The organism is Halosimplex pelagicum (assembly GCF_013415905.1).
Classification (GTDB): Archaea; Halobacteriota; Halobacteria; order Halobacteriales; family Haloarculaceae; genus Halosimplex; species Halosimplex pelagicum.
In genome coordinates this window covers 4,326,055-4,344,176 of record NZ_CP058909.1, presented here as the reverse complement: position 1 = coordinate 4,344,176, position 18,122 = coordinate 4,326,055, and the positions used below count along the sequence as shown (strand labels likewise).

The 18,122-nt window shown below is 71.0% G+C and carries 17 protein-coding genes; 9 read left to right on the top strand and 8 right to left on the bottom strand.

Annotated elements, in window-relative coordinates; translation table 11 throughout:
* Nucleotides 1-31: 31 nt before the first annotated feature.
* Entirely contained in the window at nucleotides 32-1,252 is a 1,221-nt protein-coding gene (locus HZS54_RS21640) for an FAD-dependent oxidoreductase (protein WP_179919177.1), read from the bottom strand.
* Between the two features lie 120 nt (nucleotides 1,253-1,372).
* Between HZS54_RS21640 and leuS the strand changes: the two genes are divergently transcribed.
* The 3 genes from leuS to HZS54_RS21625 all read left to right on the top strand — a co-directional run bounded on the left by leuS (nucleotide 1,373) and on the right by HZS54_RS21625 (nucleotide 6,688).
* On the top strand, nucleotides 1,373-4,042 hold the full coding sequence (leuS, locus tag HZS54_RS21635) for a leucine--tRNA ligase (RefSeq protein WP_179919176.1): 2,670 nt from the start codon (nucleotides 1,373-1,375) through the stop codon (nucleotides 4,040-4,042).
* Between the two features lie 27 nt (nucleotides 4,043-4,069).
* Entirely contained in the window at nucleotides 4,070-5,203 is a 1,134-nt protein-coding gene (locus tag HZS54_RS21630; RefSeq protein WP_179919175.1) for a CapA family protein, read from the top strand.
* Between the two features lie 444 nt (nucleotides 5,204-5,647).
* A complete protein-coding gene (locus HZS54_RS21625; RefSeq protein ID WP_179919174.1) occupies nucleotides 5,648-6,688 on the top strand; it encodes an NAD(P)/FAD-dependent oxidoreductase in 1,041 nt (346 codons plus the stop codon).
* Nucleotides 6,689-6,743: 55 nt separating this feature from the next.
* Here the strand turns inward: HZS54_RS21625 and HZS54_RS21620 are convergent, their stop codons facing one another.
* From HZS54_RS21620 to HZS54_RS21600, 5 genes are all read right to left on the bottom strand, one after another.
* Entirely contained in the window at nucleotides 6,744-8,075 is a 1,332-nt protein-coding gene (locus HZS54_RS21620) for a sulfatase (RefSeq protein WP_179919173.1), read from the bottom strand.
* 147 nt (nucleotides 8,076-8,222) lie between these two features.
* Nucleotides 8,223-8,861, bottom strand: a complete 639-nt coding sequence (locus HZS54_RS21615) for a phosphoesterase (RefSeq protein WP_179919172.1) — start codon at nucleotides 8,859-8,861, stop codon at nucleotides 8,223-8,225.
* 172 nt (nucleotides 8,862-9,033) lie between these two features.
* Nucleotides 9,034-9,870: a phosphatase PAP2 family protein gene (locus tag HZS54_RS21610; RefSeq protein ID WP_179919171.1), complete on the bottom strand. Its 837-nt coding sequence runs from the start codon at nucleotides 9,868-9,870 to the stop codon at nucleotides 9,034-9,036.
* Between the two features lie 86 nt (nucleotides 9,871-9,956).
* Nucleotides 9,957-10,808: a hypothetical protein gene (locus HZS54_RS21605; RefSeq protein ID WP_179919170.1), complete on the bottom strand. Its 852-nt coding sequence runs from the start codon at nucleotides 10,806-10,808 to the stop codon at nucleotides 9,957-9,959.
* A gap of 138 nt (nucleotides 10,809-10,946) precedes the next feature.
* Entirely contained in the window at nucleotides 10,947-11,417 is a 471-nt protein-coding gene (locus HZS54_RS21600; protein ID WP_179919169.1) for a hypothetical protein, read from the bottom strand.
* A 121-nt stretch (nucleotides 11,418-11,538) separates the two neighbouring features.
* On the opposite strand from HZS54_RS21600, the gene HZS54_RS21595 reads away from it, so the two are divergent.
* Complete coding sequence (locus HZS54_RS21595; RefSeq protein WP_179919168.1) at nucleotides 11,539-12,159, top strand: VOC family protein; 621 nt, start codon at nucleotides 11,539-11,541, stop codon at nucleotides 12,157-12,159.
* 67 nt (nucleotides 12,160-12,226) lie between these two features.
* Nucleotides 12,227-12,916 carry a DUF7827 domain-containing protein gene (locus HZS54_RS21590; protein ID WP_179919167.1) on the top strand — a complete coding sequence of 230 codons (690 nt, stop codon included), beginning with the start codon at nucleotides 12,227-12,229 and terminating at the stop codon, nucleotides 12,914-12,916.
* 115 nt (nucleotides 12,917-13,031) lie between these two features.
* Here HZS54_RS21590 and HZS54_RS21585 read toward each other — a convergent pair whose 3' ends face one another.
* Nucleotides 13,032-14,402 (bottom strand): DUF389 domain-containing protein, encoded by a 1,371-nt coding sequence (locus HZS54_RS21585; protein WP_179919166.1) that lies wholly within the window; start codon nucleotides 14,400-14,402, stop codon nucleotides 13,032-13,034.
* Between the two features lie 160 nt (nucleotides 14,403-14,562).
* On the opposite strand from HZS54_RS21585, the gene HZS54_RS21580 reads away from it, so the two are divergent.
* The 4 genes from HZS54_RS21580 to HZS54_RS21565 all read left to right on the top strand — a co-directional run bounded on the left by HZS54_RS21580 (nucleotide 14,563) and on the right by HZS54_RS21565 (nucleotide 17,006).
* Complete coding sequence (locus HZS54_RS21580) at nucleotides 14,563-15,570, top strand: aldo/keto reductase (RefSeq protein ID WP_179919165.1); 1,008 nt, start codon at nucleotides 14,563-14,565, stop codon at nucleotides 15,568-15,570.
* A gap of 524 nt (nucleotides 15,571-16,094) precedes the next feature.
* Complete coding sequence (locus HZS54_RS21575; RefSeq protein ID WP_179919164.1) at nucleotides 16,095-16,565, top strand: FKBP-type peptidyl-prolyl cis-trans isomerase; 471 nt, start codon at nucleotides 16,095-16,097, stop codon at nucleotides 16,563-16,565.
* A 118-nt stretch (nucleotides 16,566-16,683) separates the two neighbouring features.
* Nucleotides 16,684-16,854 carry a DUF7837 family putative zinc-binding protein gene (locus tag HZS54_RS21570; protein WP_179919163.1) on the top strand — a complete coding sequence of 57 codons (171 nt, stop codon included), beginning with the start codon at nucleotides 16,684-16,686 and terminating at the stop codon, nucleotides 16,852-16,854.
* Between the two features lie 5 nt (nucleotides 16,855-16,859).
* Complete coding sequence (locus tag HZS54_RS21565; protein ID WP_179917547.1) at nucleotides 16,860-17,006, top strand: hypothetical protein; 147 nt, start codon at nucleotides 16,860-16,862, stop codon at nucleotides 17,004-17,006.
* A gap of 52 nt (nucleotides 17,007-17,058) precedes the next feature.
* Here HZS54_RS21565 and HZS54_RS21560 read toward each other — a convergent pair whose 3' ends face one another.
* Nucleotides 17,059-18,063 (bottom strand): NAD-dependent epimerase/dehydratase family protein, encoded by a 1,005-nt coding sequence (locus HZS54_RS21560; RefSeq protein ID WP_179919162.1) that lies wholly within the window; start codon nucleotides 18,061-18,063, stop codon nucleotides 17,059-17,061.
* Nucleotides 18,064-18,122: the final 59 nt, after the last annotated feature.

Below are 18,122 nucleotides of genomic sequence, written 5' to 3'. Positions count from 1 at the left end.
CGGCGCGCGGTCACCGACCGACGCCGTCCCGTCACCGACCGGCAGTGTCGCTGTCGGAGGGGCCCGGCCCGCCGATGTCGGCGACGAACCGGTCGAGCGCCTCGGGGTCGTCGGCACTCGGCAGCGGCGTCTCCGCGGTGCGGCAGGGCTCGTCGACGCCGAGTCGCTCGCAGACCGCGTCGGCGGTCGCCTCGGCCATCAGCCGGTAGGTGGTCAACTTCCCGCCGACGACCGACAGGAAGTTCCCGACGCCCTCGCCGGCGCCGTCGAGCAGGAAGAACCCGCGCGAGATGCCCCGGCCGCCGCGGTCGGCCTCGTCGGGCTCGTACAGCGGGCGGACGCCCCACCACTCGCGGACGCGGGCGGCGTCGGCCAGCGGCGGGCACATCGCCGCGCACTCCTCGCGGACGCGCTCGCGCTCCCAGTCGGCCCGTTCGTACTCGTCGGGGTCGTCGACCGCGACGCTCGTGGTTCCGAGCACCGCCTCGCGCTCGTGGGGCACGACGATGTCGCCGTCGCCCGGGTCGCGACACCGGTTGAGGACCGTCCCGAGCGTCGAGTACTCGACCGACACCATCAGCCCGCGGGTCGGCCGCATCTCGACGCTCGCACCGGCCATCGCCGCGAGTTCGCCGGCCCACGCGCCCGTCGCGTTGACGACGATATCCGGACTGATCGTCTCGTCGAGCGCGCCGCCGACCGCGACACCGGCCACCGCGCCGTCGTCGACGCGGACCCCTTCGACGGGCGAGCCGTAGTGGACTCCGGCTCCGTGGTCGGCCGCGTCCCGGGCGTTCGCGGCGACGAGCCGCGACGGCGAGACGACGGCGTCCGGGACGCGCATCGCGCGTTCGACATCCTCGGCGAGGTCGGGCACGGCGGCCCGCGCCTCGTCGCCGTCGAGCGCCTCGACGGGGATCCCGCACGCCTCGCATGCGTCGCGCTTGGCGTCGAAGTACTCCGGGTCGTCGTCCGCGAGCTGGACGAACAGCCCGCCGGTGTCCGCGACGGCCGCGCCCGCGATGTCCCGGAGCGTCCGGTTCTCGGCGATGCACTCCTCGGCGCCGGCCTCGTCGGCCTCGGCGTAGCGCGCGCCGCTGTGGAGCAGTCCGTGCGAGCGGCCGCTGGTCCCGTCGGCGAGGCCGCCGCGGTCGACGAGCGTCACGTCGCAGCCGCGCAGCGCGAGGTCCCGGGCGACTCCGGCGCCGGTCGCCCCGCCGCCGATCACGAGGACCGTGGTATCGATCGCCATACCGGACCCTGGGGTCGGAGACGGATGTGGGTGCCGGCGAGGGCGTTCGAGCGACCCCGGGAACCCGCGTCGTGTGGGGAACAGTGATTACGGCGGCGGACGCAGGTCCGCCAACAGTCGATGACTCGGTACAACCACGCCAGAGTGCAGGAGTACTGGCAGTACGTGTGGGACGCCGAAGGAGTCTACGAGGTGCCCGACGACGCCGCCGACCCGACGTACGTCCTCGGGATGTTCCCCTACACCTCCGGCACGCTCCACATGGGCCACGTCCGCAACTACGCGATCACCGACGCGTACGCCCGCTACCGCTCGCTCCGGGGCGACGAGGTGCTCCAGCCGATGGGCTGGGATGCCTTCGGCCTCCCCGCCGAGAACGCCGCCTACGAGCGCGACACCGACCCCGAGTCGTGGACCCGCTCGTGTATCGACCAGATGCGCGAGGAGCTGGAGACGATGGGCTTCGGCTACGACTGGTCGCGGGAGGTCACCACCTGCGACCCCGAGTACTACCGCTGGAACCAGTACCTCTTCAAGCGGTTCCACGAGGAGGACCTCGTCGAGTACACCGGCGCCCGCGTCAACTGGTGTCCCGACTGCGAGACCGTCCTCGCGGACGCGCAGGTCGAGCGACCGGACGACGCCGAGGCCGAAGCCAGCGCGGTCGACCACGCCCACGCGGCAGGGGTCTGCTGGCGCTGCGAGACGCCGGTCGAGCGCCGCGAACTCGACCAGTGGTTCTTCACGATCACCGACTACGCCGAGGAACTCGACGCCGGCCTCGACGACCTGGCGGGGTGGCCCGAGAGCGTCCGCGACATCCAGCGCAACTGGATCGGCCGCCAGGAGGGCGCGCACGTCTCCTTCGACGTATCAGGGGCCGAAACCGACGAATCGGTCGACGTGTTCACCACCCGCCTCGACACGGTCCACGGCGCCACCTACGTCGCGCTCTCGCCGGGCCACGACCTCGCGGCGGCGCTCGCGGAGCGCGACGACGACGTGGCCGAGTACGTCGACGACGTGACCAGCGCGGGCGCCGACGCCGGCGGCACCTCCGGCGTCGAGACCGACCTGACCGCCAGGCACCCGATAACCGGGGAGGACCTCCCCGTCTACGTCGCCGCCTACGTCCTCGACGACGTGGGCACGGGCGCCGTGATGGGCGTTCCCGCGCACAACGAGCGCGACCACGCCTTCGCCGACGCTCACGATCTGCCCGTCGAGCAGGTCGTCGAACCGGTCGACGGTAGCGGGACGGACCTGCCCGGCGCGCCCTACACCGACGACGGGATGCTGGCGAACAGCGGCGAGTACGACGGGCTGGCGAGTTCCGCCGCCCGGGAGCGCCTGCTGGGCGCCGACGGCGTCGAGTCGGCCGTCGAGTACCGCCTGCGCGACTGGCTCATCTCCCGCCAACGCTACTGGGGCACCCCGATCCCGATGATCCACTGCGACGACTGCGGCCGGGTCCCGGTCCCCGACGAGGACCTGCCCGTGGAACTCCCGCCGTACGTCCGCACCGCCGGCAACCCCCTCGAAGAGAGCGAGGAGTGGAAGGCCGTCGAGTGCCCCGACTGCGGCGGTCCCGCCGAGCGCGAGACGGACACGATGGACACCTTCGTCGACTCCTCGTGGTACTTCCTGCGCTACACGTCGCCGGATCTGGACTCGGCCCCCTTCGACACCGACCGCGCGAACGACTGGCTCCCCGTCGACGTGTACGTCGGCGGCGAGGAACACGCCATCCTCCACCTGCTGTACATCCGATTCTTCACCCGTGCGCTGGCCGACCTGGGCCTGCTCGACACGCGCGAGCCCGTCGAGCGGCTGATCAACCAGGGCACGGTGCTGTACGACGGCGAGAAGATGTCCTCCTCGAAGGGCAACGCCATCGCACCGCACGAGTACGGCGCCGAGACCACCCGCCTGTTCCTGCTGTCGGCGGCCCATCCGGCACAGGACTTCGAGTGGACCGTCAAATCGGTCGGCGACGTGTACGACTTCCAGCAGCGCCTCTACGCGATGGTCGCGGACCGCGACGACGTGGCGACCCGCGAGGAGGCCGCGCCGCAGGACGACTACCTCGAACGCGAGATCGACCGGACGGTCACGGCCGTCGCCGAGGAGTACGAGCGGTTCCGCTTCCACCGGGTCGTCAGCGAGACCCAGCGCTTCGCCCGCCTCCTCCGGCGCTACGCCGAGTACGGCCCGGTCGACGAGGCGACCTACGAGCGCGGACTGGCCGCGTTGACGCGGTTCGTCGCGCCGATGGCCCCCTACCTCGGCGAGGAGATGTGGAACCTGCTCGATACGGGGGGGATGGTCGTCGAGGCGGAGTGGCCGACCGTCGAGGAGGCGATCGACGACTACGAGCTGGAGCGCCGCCTCGTGGACCGGACGCTCGACGACGTGCGCGACATCACGGAGGTCGTCGACATCGACGACCCCGGAACCATCGAGATCGTCGTCGCGGAGGACTGGAAGTACCGCGCCTACGAGCACGTCCGGCAGGCAGACCCAGGCGACGCGGTCGTCGGCTCGGCGCTGGACGACGACGCTATCGGCGCGGGCGGCGACCGCGCCGCCGAGTACCTGGGCGACCTCGCCGGTCGGGCCGGCGCGCTCGAACCCGTCCTCGACGCCGAGCGCGAGCTGGCCGTGCTGGAGGCCGCGGGCTGGCTGTTCGCCGACGAGTTCGGCGCCGATATCGAGGTCCGCCGCGCGAGCCCCGGCGACGACCTCGCCGGGAAGGCCGAGCCCGCCAAACCCGCGATCCACATCGACTGAGATGCTTTCCGGGAGGAGCGACTGACCGTGGCGCCGTCCCGTCGAGCCGTCCTCGCCGGGTCCGCCGCGTCGGTCGCGGGGCTGGCGGGGCTCGGCGGAGCCGCCCGGCGGCGGACGCGTCGCCCGACGCCCGCGACGGTCCGCGGGGACGCCGACGCCTGGCTCGGGTTCGTCGGCGACGCGATGCTCGGCCGGAGCGTCGACGAGCGGTGGGCCGGCAGCGAGTCGCCCGAGTCGGCCCGCGACCCCGCCGCCGTCTGGGGGTCGACGCTCCCCGCCCTGCGCGGCCTCGACGGCCTCGTCCTGAACCTGGAGTGCAGCGTGTCGACGCGCGGCGAGCGGACGCCGAACCGGGGGTACTACTTCCGGGCCGACCCCGGGTGGGCGCTCCCGGCGCTGGACGCGGCGGGCGCGTCGTTCGCGTCGCTGGCGAACAACCACCTGCTCGACTTCGGGCCGACCGCGCTTGCCGACACGGTCGACCACCTCGAACGCGCGGGGATCGCGACCGCGGGCGCCGGTCGCGACCGCGCCGCGGCGTTCGAGCCCACCGTCGCGTCGGTGGGCGGCTTGGACGTGGGCGTGATCGCGCTGACCGACCAGTCACGCTCGTACCGCGCAGAGCCCGACAGCGCGGGAACTGCGTGGCTCCGACTGGACCCCGAGCGCCCGGAGACGCGGGATCGAGTCGACGCCGCGCTCGAAGCGGTCTACCGCCGCGATCCGGACCTCGTCGTGGCGTCGCTGCACTGGGGACCCAACTGGGAGGTCCGCCCCTCGGCGACCCAGCGCCGGTTCGCCCGGTGGCTGGTCGACCGCGGCGTCGACGCCGTCCACGGCCACAGTGCCCACGTTCCCCAGGGGATCGAGGTGTACCGCGGCCGCCCGATCTGCTACGACCTGGGCGATTACGTGGACGACTACGTCGTCAAGGAGGGCCTGCACAACGACCGGAGCGTCCGCGTCGAACTCGCCGTCGAGGACGGGCGGCTCGACCGCCTGCGGGTCGTCCCGGTCGAGATCGCTGACGAGCGGGTCCGCCGGGCGCCTCCCGAGGTGGCCGCGTGGGTCCGCGAGCGCGTTCGGGCGCGCTCGGCGGCGTTCGGAACGACGGTCGAACGGGAGGGGCGGGGGCTCTCGATCCCGCTCGCGACGGATTGATCGGTGAGCGGGTGCGGCTGTCGGGGTGGTTCGATGGAAGTTCCGCAGGTAGTGGTGCGGTGGCGCGCGCTGTCGCGGCTCTCGTGCCGCGACAGCACCGTGCGAGGGATGAGAGAGCGACCAGCGGGAGCGAGCGAATCGGCTGGGGAGGTATGTGGCCGTCTGCGGTGCTGTCGCGGTGCCGTGCTGTCCTTGGCGGACTGAAAGGGCGAGGCGCGCTCGCGTGCAGTTCAGTCGCCTGAGCGGGCACTATCCGCGCGAGTGCGGGGCCGTGCGGCTGTCCGAGCGCGGATATCCCGGTCAGCGACCGCGAGCGGGCTGAGGGCTTTCATCGTCCGCTGGCGAGAGCGGTAGCGACGACTACCGGCCAGCAGGTCCCGGACCACGAACCCACGACCGATCGGAGATACGACCCGTTTAGTCACAGGAGCCCGAACGACCGCTATGACAGCGATCGGAGTCGTCGGCGCGGGCGCGGCGGCCGCGGCCGCGACGTACGTGCTCGACGGGGCGGTCCCGTCGGCGGAGGTGACGGTGCTGGAAAAATCCCGCGGCGTGTGCGGGCGGGCGGCCACCCGCCGCCGCGGCGACGTGACTTACGACTACGGCGCCAACTACGTCAAGAGCGACGACGACCGCGTCGTCGAACTCCTGACGGAGACGCTCGATTCGGAGGGACTGGTCGACGTGACCGAACCGATCTACACCTTCGACGCCGAGGGCTCGGTTTCAGAGGGTCGGGACGCCGACGACCACAAGTGGAGCTACCGCGCTGGCCTGACACAGATCGCCAAGCGACTGCTGGGCGAGACCGACGCGACGGTCGAGAACTCGACCAGAGCCGAGACGCTGGTCCGCGACGGTGACCAGTGGCGCGTCGTCGACACCGACGGCGAGGAGTGGGGTCCGTTCGACGCGCTGCTCCTGAATCCGCCCGCGCCCCAGAGCGCAGAGTTGCTGCGCGACGCCGAGTGGGAGAGCGACGCGCGGCGGGACCTCGCCGAGGCGGCCGAGGCGGTCCCCTACCGCACCATCTGGACGGCGGTGCTGGGCTACGAGTTCGAACTCGACCGGCCCTACTACGCGCTGGTGAACCCGGATCGAGACCACCAGATCGGCTGGATCGCCCGCGAGGAGTGCAAGGACGGGCACGTCCCCGACGGTGAGTCCGTGCTGGTGGTGCAGGCCAATCCCGAGTGGTCGGTCGAGCGCTACGACGACGACCCCGACGGGAACGTGGCCGAACTCGCGGAGCTGACCGCGGACGTGCTGGACGACGACCGGCTGGCCGACCCAGAGTGGACCGACCACCAGGGGTGGCGCTACGCGCTCCCCGACGAAGGGGTCCGGCGGGGAGCCGTCGACGACGCGGCCGAGGCGGACCTGTACGCGCTCGGCGACTGGGTGGCCGGCGAGGCGCGCCTGCACGCGGCGCTCCGGAACGGGCTGGACACCGGCGAGCGGGTCGCCTACTCGCTGGAGTAGCGCCTACCGGCGCCGCGAGCGGAACGCGGGGGACAGCGGTCGACCGGCGCCGCCGTCAGTAGTACCCCAGCGCGGCGAGCTGGGCCTTCTTGTCCGGATCGAGCCCACCGTCCGTGGCCTCGCGGGGCAGGTCGACGGACACGTCGCGGGTCAGGACGGCGTCGTCGACGGACTCGCTGGTGGCGGCGCCGACGCGGTGGACGTGGCCCGGATCGTGGACCGCGAGTTCGGCGGCCGCGTCGCCCCAGTAGTACGTCTTGCGGACCGCGCGGTCGACCGACGGGTCGGCGCGGTAGACGGCCCGCGACGGGGCGACGAAGGGGTCGACCGACTCGCAGTTGCGCTCGTAGCGCTCGCGGAGGTCGCCGGTGACGGGCTGTTTCGTGCTGACGACGCGCTCGCGGGCGAACGCACCGGCCGAGACCGGTTCGCCCGCGCCGGCGGCCAGCGCCACGTCGTGGAACGGCGTCAACGCCGCGGGGTCGCGGACGGTCCGAGCCTCGTGTCCGCCGGGACGGCGCACGAGCAGCGGGACGTGCAACAGCGACTCGTGCATCGGGACGATGTGCGAGACGGCCGGCGGCTCCCCGTCGAGGACGCTCCGTTCGCCGAAGCCGTCGCCGTGGTCGCCGCAGACGACGAGCAGGGTGTCGTCGAGGACCCCGCGCTCGCGCAGCGTCGAGACGACGTGGCCGAGTATCGCGTCGGCCTGTCGGATCCCGCCGTCGTACAGCGCCTCCAGGGCCTTGAGCTGCCACAGCGGCCGCTCGCCGGCCTGGAACGTCCACTCCCAGCGGTTGGGCAGTTCCGCCTGGAGTTCGCGGGCGGCGTCGTCGCCCCACTCGTCGTGGGACGCTCGGGGTTCGAAGGGCCTGTGGGCGTCCATCAGGTTCAGACACGCCGCCCACGGGCCGTCGCGGTCGTCGCTCCACGACAGGAAGCGGTCGGCGTAGTAGTAGCCGTCCGGCCCGGGGTTCAGCTCGGCCGTGTCGTAGCCGTCGGGGACGGACTCCGGAACCGTCTCGACGGTCTCGAAGGCGTCTTTGAGTCCCACGCCGTGGCTCGCGACGAACCCGTTCTCGGTGAACAGCCCCGTGTCGTGGCCGCGCTCCCCGAGCTTCTCGAAGGCCGTGTTCCCCGGGGCGAGCCGCCGGTCGACCGTGACGCGGTGCTCGTGGGTCTCCAGCCCGGTGAAGAGACTGACGTGGCTCGGCAGGCTCCAGTTCGAGGGCGCCCGCGCCTGCGTGTACAGCGTCGACTCCCGGGCCAGCAGTTCGAGGTTCGGTGTCGTCGGCTTGCGCGCCCCGAGCACCGAGCAGTTCCGTGCCCGCACCGAGTCGAGCACGACCAGTAACACGTTCGCCGGCTCCGATCGGTCGGTCGCCATGCCACGCCTGCGGCCCGCGCACACTTCTAAGTAACAATTTGCTGACTGTTCGGCTCGGGGTGTCACGCCATCGGTCCGGAGGCGGACGTGGGGGAACGGAGGCGTCCGGAGCGGTGGGGAGGCCCGGGTTCACGGCGACGGGTCGGGTCAGGACGCGGTCGACCCGGCGTTTCGGCGGTCGCTCGACCGCGCCCGGACGCGGTAGAGGCCGACCGTGATCGCGGCGGCGACGGCGAACCCGGCGACCGACTGGGCCCACGTATGGGCCTCGACCAGGACCCGCGTCGGCACCATCAGGGCCGGGACGACCAGCAGGGGCGCGTACCTGCGGTCGACGAGCGTCAGGTACAGCGTCGGCGCCAGCGCGAGGATGACGTGGCCCGAGATGTCCCAGACGGGCGCGAGGACGGCGTAGGGGACCGTGACGGCCGCGAACGTCGCCATCGCGCCGGGGACGACCGAGCCCCACTCGTAGCGGCGCCAGACGAGCCAGGTGACGCCGGCGGCGATCAGCACGCCGGCGGCGACCATCCAATCGAGCCGCCAACTGCTCCCGGCGACGGCCCGGCCGAGCCCGCCGCGGAACACGAGGAAGAAGGCCGCGGTCGGGACGAGCGCGAGAGCGCCGGCGCCGAGGAAGGCGCCGACGCGGCGGCCGAGCGCGGCCCGGTCGGCGTCCCGGCCGCGCCACTCGTGGTAGATCAGTAGCAGGCTCCCGACGCCGAGGACGGTGATCGGGTGGAAGACGTACCCGTACAGGTCGATCGTCCGGCCGAGCAACGACATGCGGGCGGAATAGGCTATCGCGCCGGATAGTCGGCCGGCCGGCATTCGCCACGTGTGGCCGGGGAGTTCAGGGCGACTCTCCCGGTGCGGTTCTCGCGGTCGGGGCTCCGTGATCGCGGCTGCCGGGTCGCGGCTGGCGCGGTCGGGGTCACAGTCTCAGGCGGTCGCCGTCTCAGCCGGCGGCGGTCGCGTCGCTCGGGCCGCCGAGGAGGGCGGGCGGGGCGAGTAGTCCGGCGCCGAGCGCGACGGTGAGCGCGAACACGGCCGCCGGTGGGGGGTCGACGACCAGGGCGACGAAGCCCAGCCCGGCGAGGACCGGGAGGAGGCCGCCGACGAGCGCCGCTCGCCACAGCGGCTGCTCGACGGTCGTCCCGTCGCCGGCGAGTTCCCAGGCGACGGCGGCGCCGACCGCGAGGCCGAGGAGGCCGACCCCGTCGCGGCTGGCGCCGCTGACCGCGACGGCGAGGAGGGCGACGGCGATCGCGAGCAGGAAAGCGAGTCGAGGGTCGCGACCGGTGACGCCGAACGCGACCGCGAGGAAGACGACGCCGAAGGCGATCCCGGCGAGCACGTCGCGGACGAAATGGACGCCGAGGACCACTCGCGAGAGCGCGATCAGGGAGACGAGGGCGCCGGCCGCGGCGTACCGGACTCGGGCCGAACCGATGTCGAGGTCGACGGCGAGGGCGCCGTAGGCGACGGTCGCGCCCATGGCGTGCCCGCTCGGGAAACTGTGGCCGCCGGTCGGAACGAGGTTGACCGACGCCGGCGGTCGCGGCGCGGCGAAGAAGTACTTGAGCGCGGTCAGCAGCGCCATCCCGCCGACGACGACGCCGATGGCGTGGGCGCCGCGCTCGCGGTCGACGAACCAGTAGTCGAGGGCGAACGCGACCAGGAAGACGCCGAGGTTCCCGAGTCGAGTGACCCCGCGGAACGCGGGCACGAGCCACGACGGCACGGCCGCGCGGACGGCGTCGCCGAGCGTCTGAAGGACGACACTGCCGGGCATCGTCTCCCCTCGGGTCCGGGAGTACTTGGACGTGCGGCCGGACATCGCCGGCCCTGCGGACGGAGCAGCTCCCGACCCCTCGCCGCTCAGACGCCGCGCCGGTCGGCGCTGCCGTCGGTCGCGGCCGCCCCGCGTTCGACCCGGCGGTGTTCCTCGCGCTCGGGCGGGGCGAGGTGCCGGCGGTGCCACTCCGTCAGGAGCCCCTCGGCGTCGTTCACCCAGACCCGTTCGTCGGGGTCGACGTCGAGCGCCAGATCGTACTCGCGTTCCTCGACGATGTCGGCGTCACCGGCGCGGTCCTCCTCGCGCGGTTCCTCGGCGACGAGGTAGCGCTCCTCGACGTGTGTGTCGGCGCGGTCGTCGGACTCGGCGGCGGTGACGGCGAACTCGCGTTCGAGCACGTGGACCCGGTCGGTGTCGTCGGCGAAGGTGTGCGAGCCGAAGAAGGCGGCGTCCTCGTCGGCGTCGTCGACGAGGTTGCGCCGCTGGAACTCCGTCGCCTCGTGGTCGAAGCCGGGCGGCAGGAGGTGCTCGGCGGTCGGGTCCTCGGGGTCGTGGTCGGGCGTGTCCATGTGCTCGCGGGCGAACGAGGAGAGCCACCCCCAGTCGTGGTCCTCGCCGATGTCGACGAGGTGGTCGCCCAGCGTCTCCCGGTCGACGGCGGTCTCGTCGTCGACGACGACCCGGTCGTTCTCGTGGTCGTAGCGGCCGCGATGGAGCGTCTCGGACTCGGGCGCGTAGACGTAGGCGGCGCCGCCGGAACCGGCTCGGGTGCCGCCGACCCACTCCACGTCGTCGAGCTGCTGACCGTCGTCGTCGTCCGGTGTCGCTCGCTCGACGGTCAGGTCGTCGTAGGCGTCGTAGCGCCTGACCGGCCACTCGTCGAACCGCGGGTCCGTGGTGGATTCGGGCTCGGCGTCTCTGTCGGGATCTGGCATCGGTCCAACCGATAGGGGGCTCACGGAGAAAGGAAACAGGCCCCTAACGCCGGGACGGCGCGCGGCCGGCGCGGCGCCGGTCCGAGACCAGCCCGGGGCCGCGGGGTACTGCGGCCCTACCGCGACGCTCACGGGCGGTCACGTCGCGGACGGCTCGTCGGTCGAGGCGTCGTAGCTCGAAGCGTCGTCGGCCGCGGCCGCGACGGCGGTGTCGGCGTACCACAGCACGGAGAAGTCCTGCGGGCTCGGCAGCGCGCAGGCCATCCACCCGACGGCGGCGAAGCGGACGAGGCCGTCGGTCGCGAACGGGTCGGCGACGACGCCGAGCGGGACGAGCGCGAGGGGGACGGCGAGCGCCAGCGGCATCATCGCCGAGCACCGCAGGACCCAGGCGGGCGTCTCCCCGGTCGCGCGCGGTCTGACCGCGGCCCAGCGTCCGCGCAGGCCGGCGCCGAGGACCCCGGTGTCGTCGCCGGGGAACCAGTCGATGCGGTAGGCCACGCCCGCGGCGCGCAGGACGGCCGCGTGGGCGAGTTCGTGGGCGACGAGCCCCGCGCTGACCGCGAGGGCGAGCGCGACGGCGGCGGCGGCGATCTCGATAGGCGTCATCTACTCGGAGTACGGTGGTCGTACCGGACCGGTAATCGACTATCAATCTATCGGTCGCGGGGCCGTCGGACCGATCGCCGCCGGCAGGAGACCTATGGGGCTCTCGTCCCAACGAGTCGGTATGTCAGAGGACAGCGGTCCGGAGATCACGGCCGAACTGCCCGAGAGTCCGTTCCACACGACCGGTACGGACCACATCACGCTCATCGGTAGCAACGAGGAAGACACGATCGAGTTCTACCGCGACCTGCTGGGGATGCCCCTGGTGCTCCGCCAGCCGAACCTCGACGACCCCGACTCGACGCATCTGTTCTTCGACACCGGCGACGGCCGCATCCTCACGTTCTTCGTGAAAGACGACCGGGAGTCGTCGGCCGCGCCGCTGCGCCACCAGATCGGGTCGGTCCACCACCTCTCCTTCAGCATCGACCCCGAGCGCTTCGCGGACATCAAGCGCGCGCTGGAGGAGTTCGGCCACGGCTACAACGAGTTCGACCGCGGCGTGTTCCACTCGCTGTACACCCGCGACCACAACGGCCTCACCATCGAACTCGCGACCGACAAGTACGACATCCCGGACGACCGCCGCGGCGAGGTGCTGGCGACCGTCCAGCGGATCCGCGTCGCCGACGGCGCCGAGTACGCCGAGGCCGAGCACCTCGAACGGGCGCTCGACGAACTCGGTATCGACAGCGACCCCGTCGAACTCCCGGACGCGCCGACCGGCGCCGGCGTGGAGTGACCGGCGGCCGTCGCGGTCCCGACCGGCTATCGAATGATACAACTGTCTGATCTCTCATCCTCCCGCTATGGAACTGGAACGGCGACGCCTTCTGGCCGTCGTCGCTGCGGGAGCAGTGGCAGGCTGTGGAACTAGCGGGTCCGACGCAACCGAGACGGACGACTCCGAGCGAGCCAGCGGGGGCGACGGGACTGCGACGCCGACATCGACGGCAACGCCATCGGCGGCGACACCGACGCCGACAGCGACACCGTCTGAGACGCCCACTCCATCGTCGACGCCGACGGCGACGGACACACCGACCCGATCGCCGACGCCGACGGAGACGACGACGCCGACGTCGACGCCGACACCGACGGCAACGCCGACGCCGGTCGACCCTGGCGAGCCCGGATTTTCCGCCTCGGCCTACGATGGCACCAGCGGCGACGAGGTCGAGATCCCCGTCTCCACGGGCGAGTTCGACACCCTCCACCTGGTCGTCGGGGACGAGGAAGAGGTCAACTTCGAAGTGGCGGCTTCGATCTTGGACGGAACCGGTGATTTCGCAGTTACAGTCGTCGTCGATACCGACGCCGGCGGGTCGGATTCGGCGTGGCTGACTTCGGCAGCTGACGGGGATACGGTTTCGATAACGGCGACGGCGGCCGGTGAGAATCTGGAAGAGATGGGTATCGCCTCGTACCCGCTGGAGCTCTACGAATCGCCGGACCGATCCACCCGGGTCGACTCCGCAACGCTCTCTCTGACTCCGTGATCGGAGCGCGGTCAGACGGGCGAGACGCGCCATCGCGAGTCGGCGGCTCCTGCGGTCGAGTCCCGAGGCGAACGTGTGGCCGACGACGAGGAGAGCGACGGGAGCGAGTGGCCGCTCACCCGGGGACGGCAGGGCGGGCGAGGCCCGCCGCACCCGCTCCGGACGCGCTCCCGGTCGCACCTGTGTCCGACGCGGTCCCGGTGGCGTTCGACACCTCGTAATCGGTGTAGGTGACGAGAACGGTCACGTTCTCGCCGGTGCGGTCCGAGATCTGTCGCGCGAGGTCGTTCGGGAGCGACGGGTACGATTCGTCGGACCTGCGGGTGAGGCTGACGGAGACGGTCGTCGGGTTCTCGACGGGGCTGGTCCCGGCGTACTGGACGGTGACCCCGCGGAGCGAGAGGGGGCCGTACTCCTCGTCGGTGACCACGTCCGAGGTCGCCTGCGTGACGGCGTACTCGAAGCGGACGTGCTGGACCGAGCCGACGAGGACCACCGCGACGACGACCACGACGGCGAGGGCGGTCGCGGCGAACCGGGCCTTCTCGGCGGTCGATTCGAGGTCGATGAAGGCGCTCTCGGCCGCCTCCGGGCGGTAGCCGAGATAGCGCAGCATGAGGTAGGCGCCGACGTTGACGGCGACGATGGTCAGGCCGAGCAGCACGAGCGCGCCGACCGCGACGCTGGCGGCGCCCCAGGCGACGCCGATCCCGACGACCGCGGCCGTCGGGACCAGGGCTGCGGCGACCATCACGCCGACGATGCTCACGTTGCCCTTCGTCGTCAGCCCGAAGGCGCCGGCCGCGCCGGCAGCGAGGCCGACGACGACCGAGAGCAGTCCCGGCGAGAGCCGCACCGCGAACAGGTCGACCGTCGTCACGTCGAGCGTCACCGAGACGATCTCGAGGTTCCGGATGAGGAGGCTCGCGGCGACGGCGCCGAGGACGGCGACGCCCAGCCCGACCGCCTGCTGGCGGAGGCTGTCGGCGACCATCGCCCGGTCGTCGCGGACCGCGCCGATACTCGCCGCGAGCATCGGCGCCACGAGCGGCGCGAGCACCATCGACCCGACGAGGACGGCGGGCGAGCCGATGAGCAGCCCCGCGGTCGCGATGACGGTGCTGAGCAGCATCAGCCAGACGTACGACTGGGTGTTCGGTCGCATGTCCCGGGCCTTCGCCCGGAGCGTCTCGGGGGCGATCCGGTTGGGCGTCTCCGCCCAGTGGCGCTGGACCGCGTCCATCCCCTCGAAGGTCGCGAACTCGGCCTCGGTCGAGACGGTGTAGGTGCTGCGGTCGTAGCCGGCGTCCTGGAGGTCGTCCAGCACGCGCTCGACGGCGTCGGCCGGGATCACGACGGTCACGAGCGCGTGCCCCTCCTTCGCGCCGTCGCCCTCGGCGACGGTGTAGCCGAGGTCGTGCCCGTCGAGGACCCGCCGGACCGCCGCGCGCTGCTCGGCGGGGACCGATAGCTGAAGCAGCCGCATGCCCCCCGTTGGGTCGGCCGCCGGAAAAGGTCGAACCCGGCGTCTGCGCGTCCCGTTCGGCGGGTCCCGCCTTCTACACCGTTCTCCCCGCTCGCGCGACGCGCCACTCGTGGGCTTCCGCGAAACCAACGCCTATGCGGCCTGCGACCGATGTGCCGATATGGAGTACAGACGACTCGGAGCGACGGGACTGCAGGTGTCGCCGGTCTGTCTCGGCACGTGGCGGTTCGGCAAGGCCCACGACGGCGTCGTCGAGACCGACCGCGAGGACGCCCACGAACTGCTCGACGCCTACGCCGAGCGCGGGGGGAACTTCATCGACACCGCCAACGGCTACGGCGGCGGCGACTCCGAACGCTGGATCGGCGAGTGGCTGGAAGACGAGGACCGCGAGGACTACGTGATCGCCTCGAAGTGCTTCTGGTCCACGGTATCGAGATTCCAGGAGAACCTCTCGAAGAAGAACGTCCGCGCCGAGGTCGAGGGCTCACTCGACCGGCTCGGCACCGATTACCTCGACATCCTCTATCTCCACCGTTTCGACGACGAGACGCCCATCGAGCACACGCTGCGGGCGGTCGACGACCTCGTGAGCGAGGGCAAGGTCCACTACGTCGGCATCTCGACCTGCGACGCCTGGAAGCTCACCAAGGGGCTCTGGAAGGCCGACGTGAACAACTACGAGGCCTTCAGCGTCACCCAGCCGCTCTTTCACGCCGCCTACTACGAGGACGTGGCCGAGTACCTCGACGTGTGCGCTGACCAGAACCTCGCCGTCTGCCCGTACTCGCCGCTGGCGGGTGGGTTCCTCACCGGCAAGTACGAACGCGTCGGCGACGGCACCTACGATCTGGACGCCGACGAGGGGACCCGCGGCGACCTCGATCCGATGTTCGAGGACTGGTACGTCTCCGAGCGCGGCTGGCACGTCCTCGACGCGGTGCGCGAGGTCGCCGACGAGGTCGACGCCTCGCCCGCCCAGGTGGCGCTCCGGTGGCTGATGGACCAGCCCGACTTCGACTGCGTCCCCATCGTCGGCGCTCGCACGGTGGAGCAGCTCGACGAGAACATGGGCGCGGTGGACGTGTCCATCTCCGACGAGCAGTTCGACCGTATCTTCGACGCTCGCTACGACGACGAGGGGGAGCTGTACGAGACGAACGCCTAGGAGTCTCGTGTTCGGTTCGGTGTGCGAACTGAGTAGGCCCGGTCGAACCGTCGTTCAGTCGTACGACCGGGAAAAGTAAGTCGAGTCGCTCTCAATCCTCAGCTTGACGACGGGGCCGCCTGGTTCTTCCCCGTTTCTCCCGGCGGAATAGTACTCGACAGTGTGATTCAAGGAGATAGTTTCGTCCACGGATGCCTCTATCGTATAGCTGCCAGGCGACTCAGTGAGCGTTACCACTCGATCGCTCCCGTGAGGGACAGTCAGACTGGTGTTCTCGCTTCCACACTCAATGGTGACGGTATGATCTTGACTATCGTAATTATGTATCACCAACTGCCCCGCTTCGGGACCGGAATCCACGAGACATCCGGCACTCGCCCCAACGAAAAGTACCAGAGCGAGAAATGCTCGATAGCGCATAGTATTGCTAATTTTTCACTACGGTATATGTCTTCTCTACACTGAGCATCCGCGCGCCGAGCCTTATACCGCAGGCTTATCCGTCGGCCGCTGTTTCGGACGATATGGCTATTTCCACGGGCGACACCGTGACCATCGAGTACACAGGTCGACTGGACGACGGCAGCGTCTTCGACACGTCGCTGGAGTCCGTCGCGGAGGAGGAAGGGCTCGCCGCGGACCAGCCCGACCGGGACTACCAGCCGCTCACCGTCGAGATCGGGAACGGTCGCATCATCGAGGGGCTCGAAGACGGCCTGGTCGGCATGGAGACCGGCGAAGAGGACACTGTCGAGATCGAGCCCGAGCAGGCCTACGGCGAGCGCACGGACGACCGCGTCGTCGAGTACGAGGCCGACGAGTTCGCGGAGATGCTCGGCGGCCGCGAGGTCGAGGAAGGGCTGGAGATCCAGACCGAGGAGGGGCTCCCCGGCGAGGTCGTCGACGCCGACGACGAGACGGTCACCGTCGACTTCAACCACGAACTCGCGGGCGAGGCGCTGACGTTCGAGGTCGAAGTCGTCTCCGTCGAGTGACGGCCCGTCCGTAACGGCACTTCGGTCGGCCGTTCGACCGGCGACCCGTCGAATAAATCGCCGCATTATCGACGTTATACGGAGAATAACTACGGAACGGGGAGTGGTAACCCGGTACATGGCCGGGAGCGACGACCGCGGACTCCGGGGGGGACCGCTCGGCGCGTGTCCGAACTGCGACGTGATGATCCCGTCGGCGAACCTGTTGATCCGCTACGAGTCCGAGGGCGACTGGCCCAGGCTCTTCGCCGAGTGTCCCGACTGCGAGGACCCGGTCCACCCGGAGTGATCGCCGTGAGTCTGTTCGCCTCCCTCGTCACGCGGGTCGAGCCCGAGACCGTCGTCGCCGAGTGCCGACGCTGTGGCACCACCGTCGACGCCGACACCGCCGTCTGCGCGACCTGCGGCTCCGAGGACATCGTCGAGTACAGTATCGACTGAACGACGGTGGCAGCCGGAAAGTCGGCCCGTTCTGGTCGCGTCCGTCCCCTTCTCAGCCGTCGAACGCTTCGACGAACGACTCGGTCGAGTCGCGCCACGCCGCGATTATCTCGTCGTCGTTCTCGCTGTCGTAGGGGTCGATGGCGTCGCGCTGCTGGAGGTCGTCGATGGTCCGCTCGACGCCCTCGCGGAAACTGATCGTGTACTCGAAGTCCAGGTCGCGTTTGGCCTTGCCGTTGTCGAACACCGTCGAGTACTGGAAGTGGTCGACCAGCGGGTCGGTGCGGTCGGGGACGGCCTCGACCAGTTTGTCCGTCGGGATGTACACCAGCTCGGGCTCGGGCGCGTCCATCGCGTCGGCCACGTACTCGTGGTACTGGTTCCAGGAGATCACTTCCTCGCTGGTGACGTGGTACGCCTCGCCGTAGGCCGTCTCGTTGCCGATCGCCTCGACGAACGCGCCGGCCACGTCGTCGCGGTGGCAGGGACCCCACAGCGTGGCGCCGTCGCCGTGGACGATTATCGGCTCGCCCTTCCGCACACGGTCGAGGTAGTAGGTCCCCCAGCCCATCGTGTGGATGACCGGGCCGCCCTCGCCGTAGGTGCTCCACGGGCGGATCACGGTCGTCTCGAAGGCGTCGCCGCCCGCCTCGAAGAAGACGTCCTCGCAGTCGGCCTTGTCGGCGCCGTAGTCGCTGACCGGCGGGTGCCGGGCCGCGTCCTCGGTCGCGGGGTTGGCGTCCAGCGGCCGGTGGTACACGTCGACCGTCGAGCAGAAGACGAACTGCTCGACGCCCTCGAAGGCTTCGACGGCGCTCTCGGCCTGTTCGGGCGAGAAACACACCATGTCGATCACGACCTCGGGATCGACCTCGGCGGCCACCTCGGCCAGCCGGTCGTCGTCGTCGCGGTCGCCGTGGACGTGGGCGACCGCGTCGGGCAGGTCAGCGTCCGTCTCGCCGCGGTGGAAGGCGGTCACGTCGTGGCCGGCGTCGACCGCCTGGCGCGCGATGCCGGTGCTGATGAGCCCCGTCCCGCCGATGATGAGAACGTCCATGGCTCATCCATGGCGACGGCGGGGATAAAACGTCGTCTCGCGGAAGCCCGCGCCGCGTC

Excerpts from the sequence above, each read along its gene's own strand:
- HZS54_RS21640 (WP_179919177.1), bottom strand. The coding sequence starts at position 1,252 with ATGGCGATCGATACCACGGTCCTCGTGATCGGCGGCGGGGCGACCGGC.
- leuS (WP_179919176.1), top strand. The coding sequence starts at position 1,373 with ATGACTCGGTACAACCACGCCAGAGTGCAGGAGTACTGGCAGTACGTG.
- HZS54_RS21625 (WP_179919174.1), top strand. The coding sequence starts at position 5,648 with ATGACAGCGATCGGAGTCGTCGGCGCGGGCGCGGCGGCCGCGGCCGCG.
- HZS54_RS21620 (WP_179919173.1), bottom strand. The coding sequence starts at position 8,075 with ATGGCGACCGACCGATCGGAGCCGGCGAACGTGTTACTGGTCGTGCTC.
- HZS54_RS21615 (WP_179919172.1), bottom strand. The coding sequence starts at position 8,861 with ATGTCGTTGCTCGGCCGGACGATCGACCTGTACGGGTACGTCTTCCAC.
- HZS54_RS21610 (WP_179919171.1), bottom strand. The coding sequence starts at position 9,870 with ATGCCCGGCAGTGTCGTCCTTCAGACGCTCGGCGACGCCGTCCGCGCG.
- HZS54_RS21605 (WP_179919170.1), bottom strand. The coding sequence starts at position 10,808 with ATGCCAGATCCCGACAGAGACGCCGAGCCCGAATCCACCACGGACCCG.
- HZS54_RS21600 (WP_179919169.1), bottom strand. The coding sequence starts at position 11,417 with ATGACGCCTATCGAGATCGCCGCCGCCGCCGTCGCGCTCGCCCTCGCG.
- HZS54_RS21595 (WP_179919168.1), top strand. The coding sequence starts at position 11,539 with ATGTCAGAGGACAGCGGTCCGGAGATCACGGCCGAACTGCCCGAGAGT.
- HZS54_RS21590 (WP_179919167.1), top strand. The coding sequence starts at position 12,227 with ATGGAACTGGAACGGCGACGCCTTCTGGCCGTCGTCGCTGCGGGAGCA.
- HZS54_RS21585 (WP_179919166.1), bottom strand. The coding sequence starts at position 14,402 with ATGCGGCTGCTTCAGCTATCGGTCCCCGCCGAGCAGCGCGCGGCGGTC.
- HZS54_RS21580 (WP_179919165.1), top strand. The coding sequence starts at position 14,563 with ATGGAGTACAGACGACTCGGAGCGACGGGACTGCAGGTGTCGCCGGTC.
- HZS54_RS21575 (WP_179919164.1), top strand. The coding sequence starts at position 16,095 with ATGGCTATTTCCACGGGCGACACCGTGACCATCGAGTACACAGGTCGA.
- HZS54_RS21570 (WP_179919163.1), top strand. The coding sequence starts at position 16,684 with ATGGCCGGGAGCGACGACCGCGGACTCCGGGGGGGACCGCTCGGCGCG.
- HZS54_RS21560 (WP_179919162.1), bottom strand. The coding sequence starts at position 18,063 with ATGGACGTTCTCATCATCGGCGGGACGGGGCTCATCAGCACCGGCATC.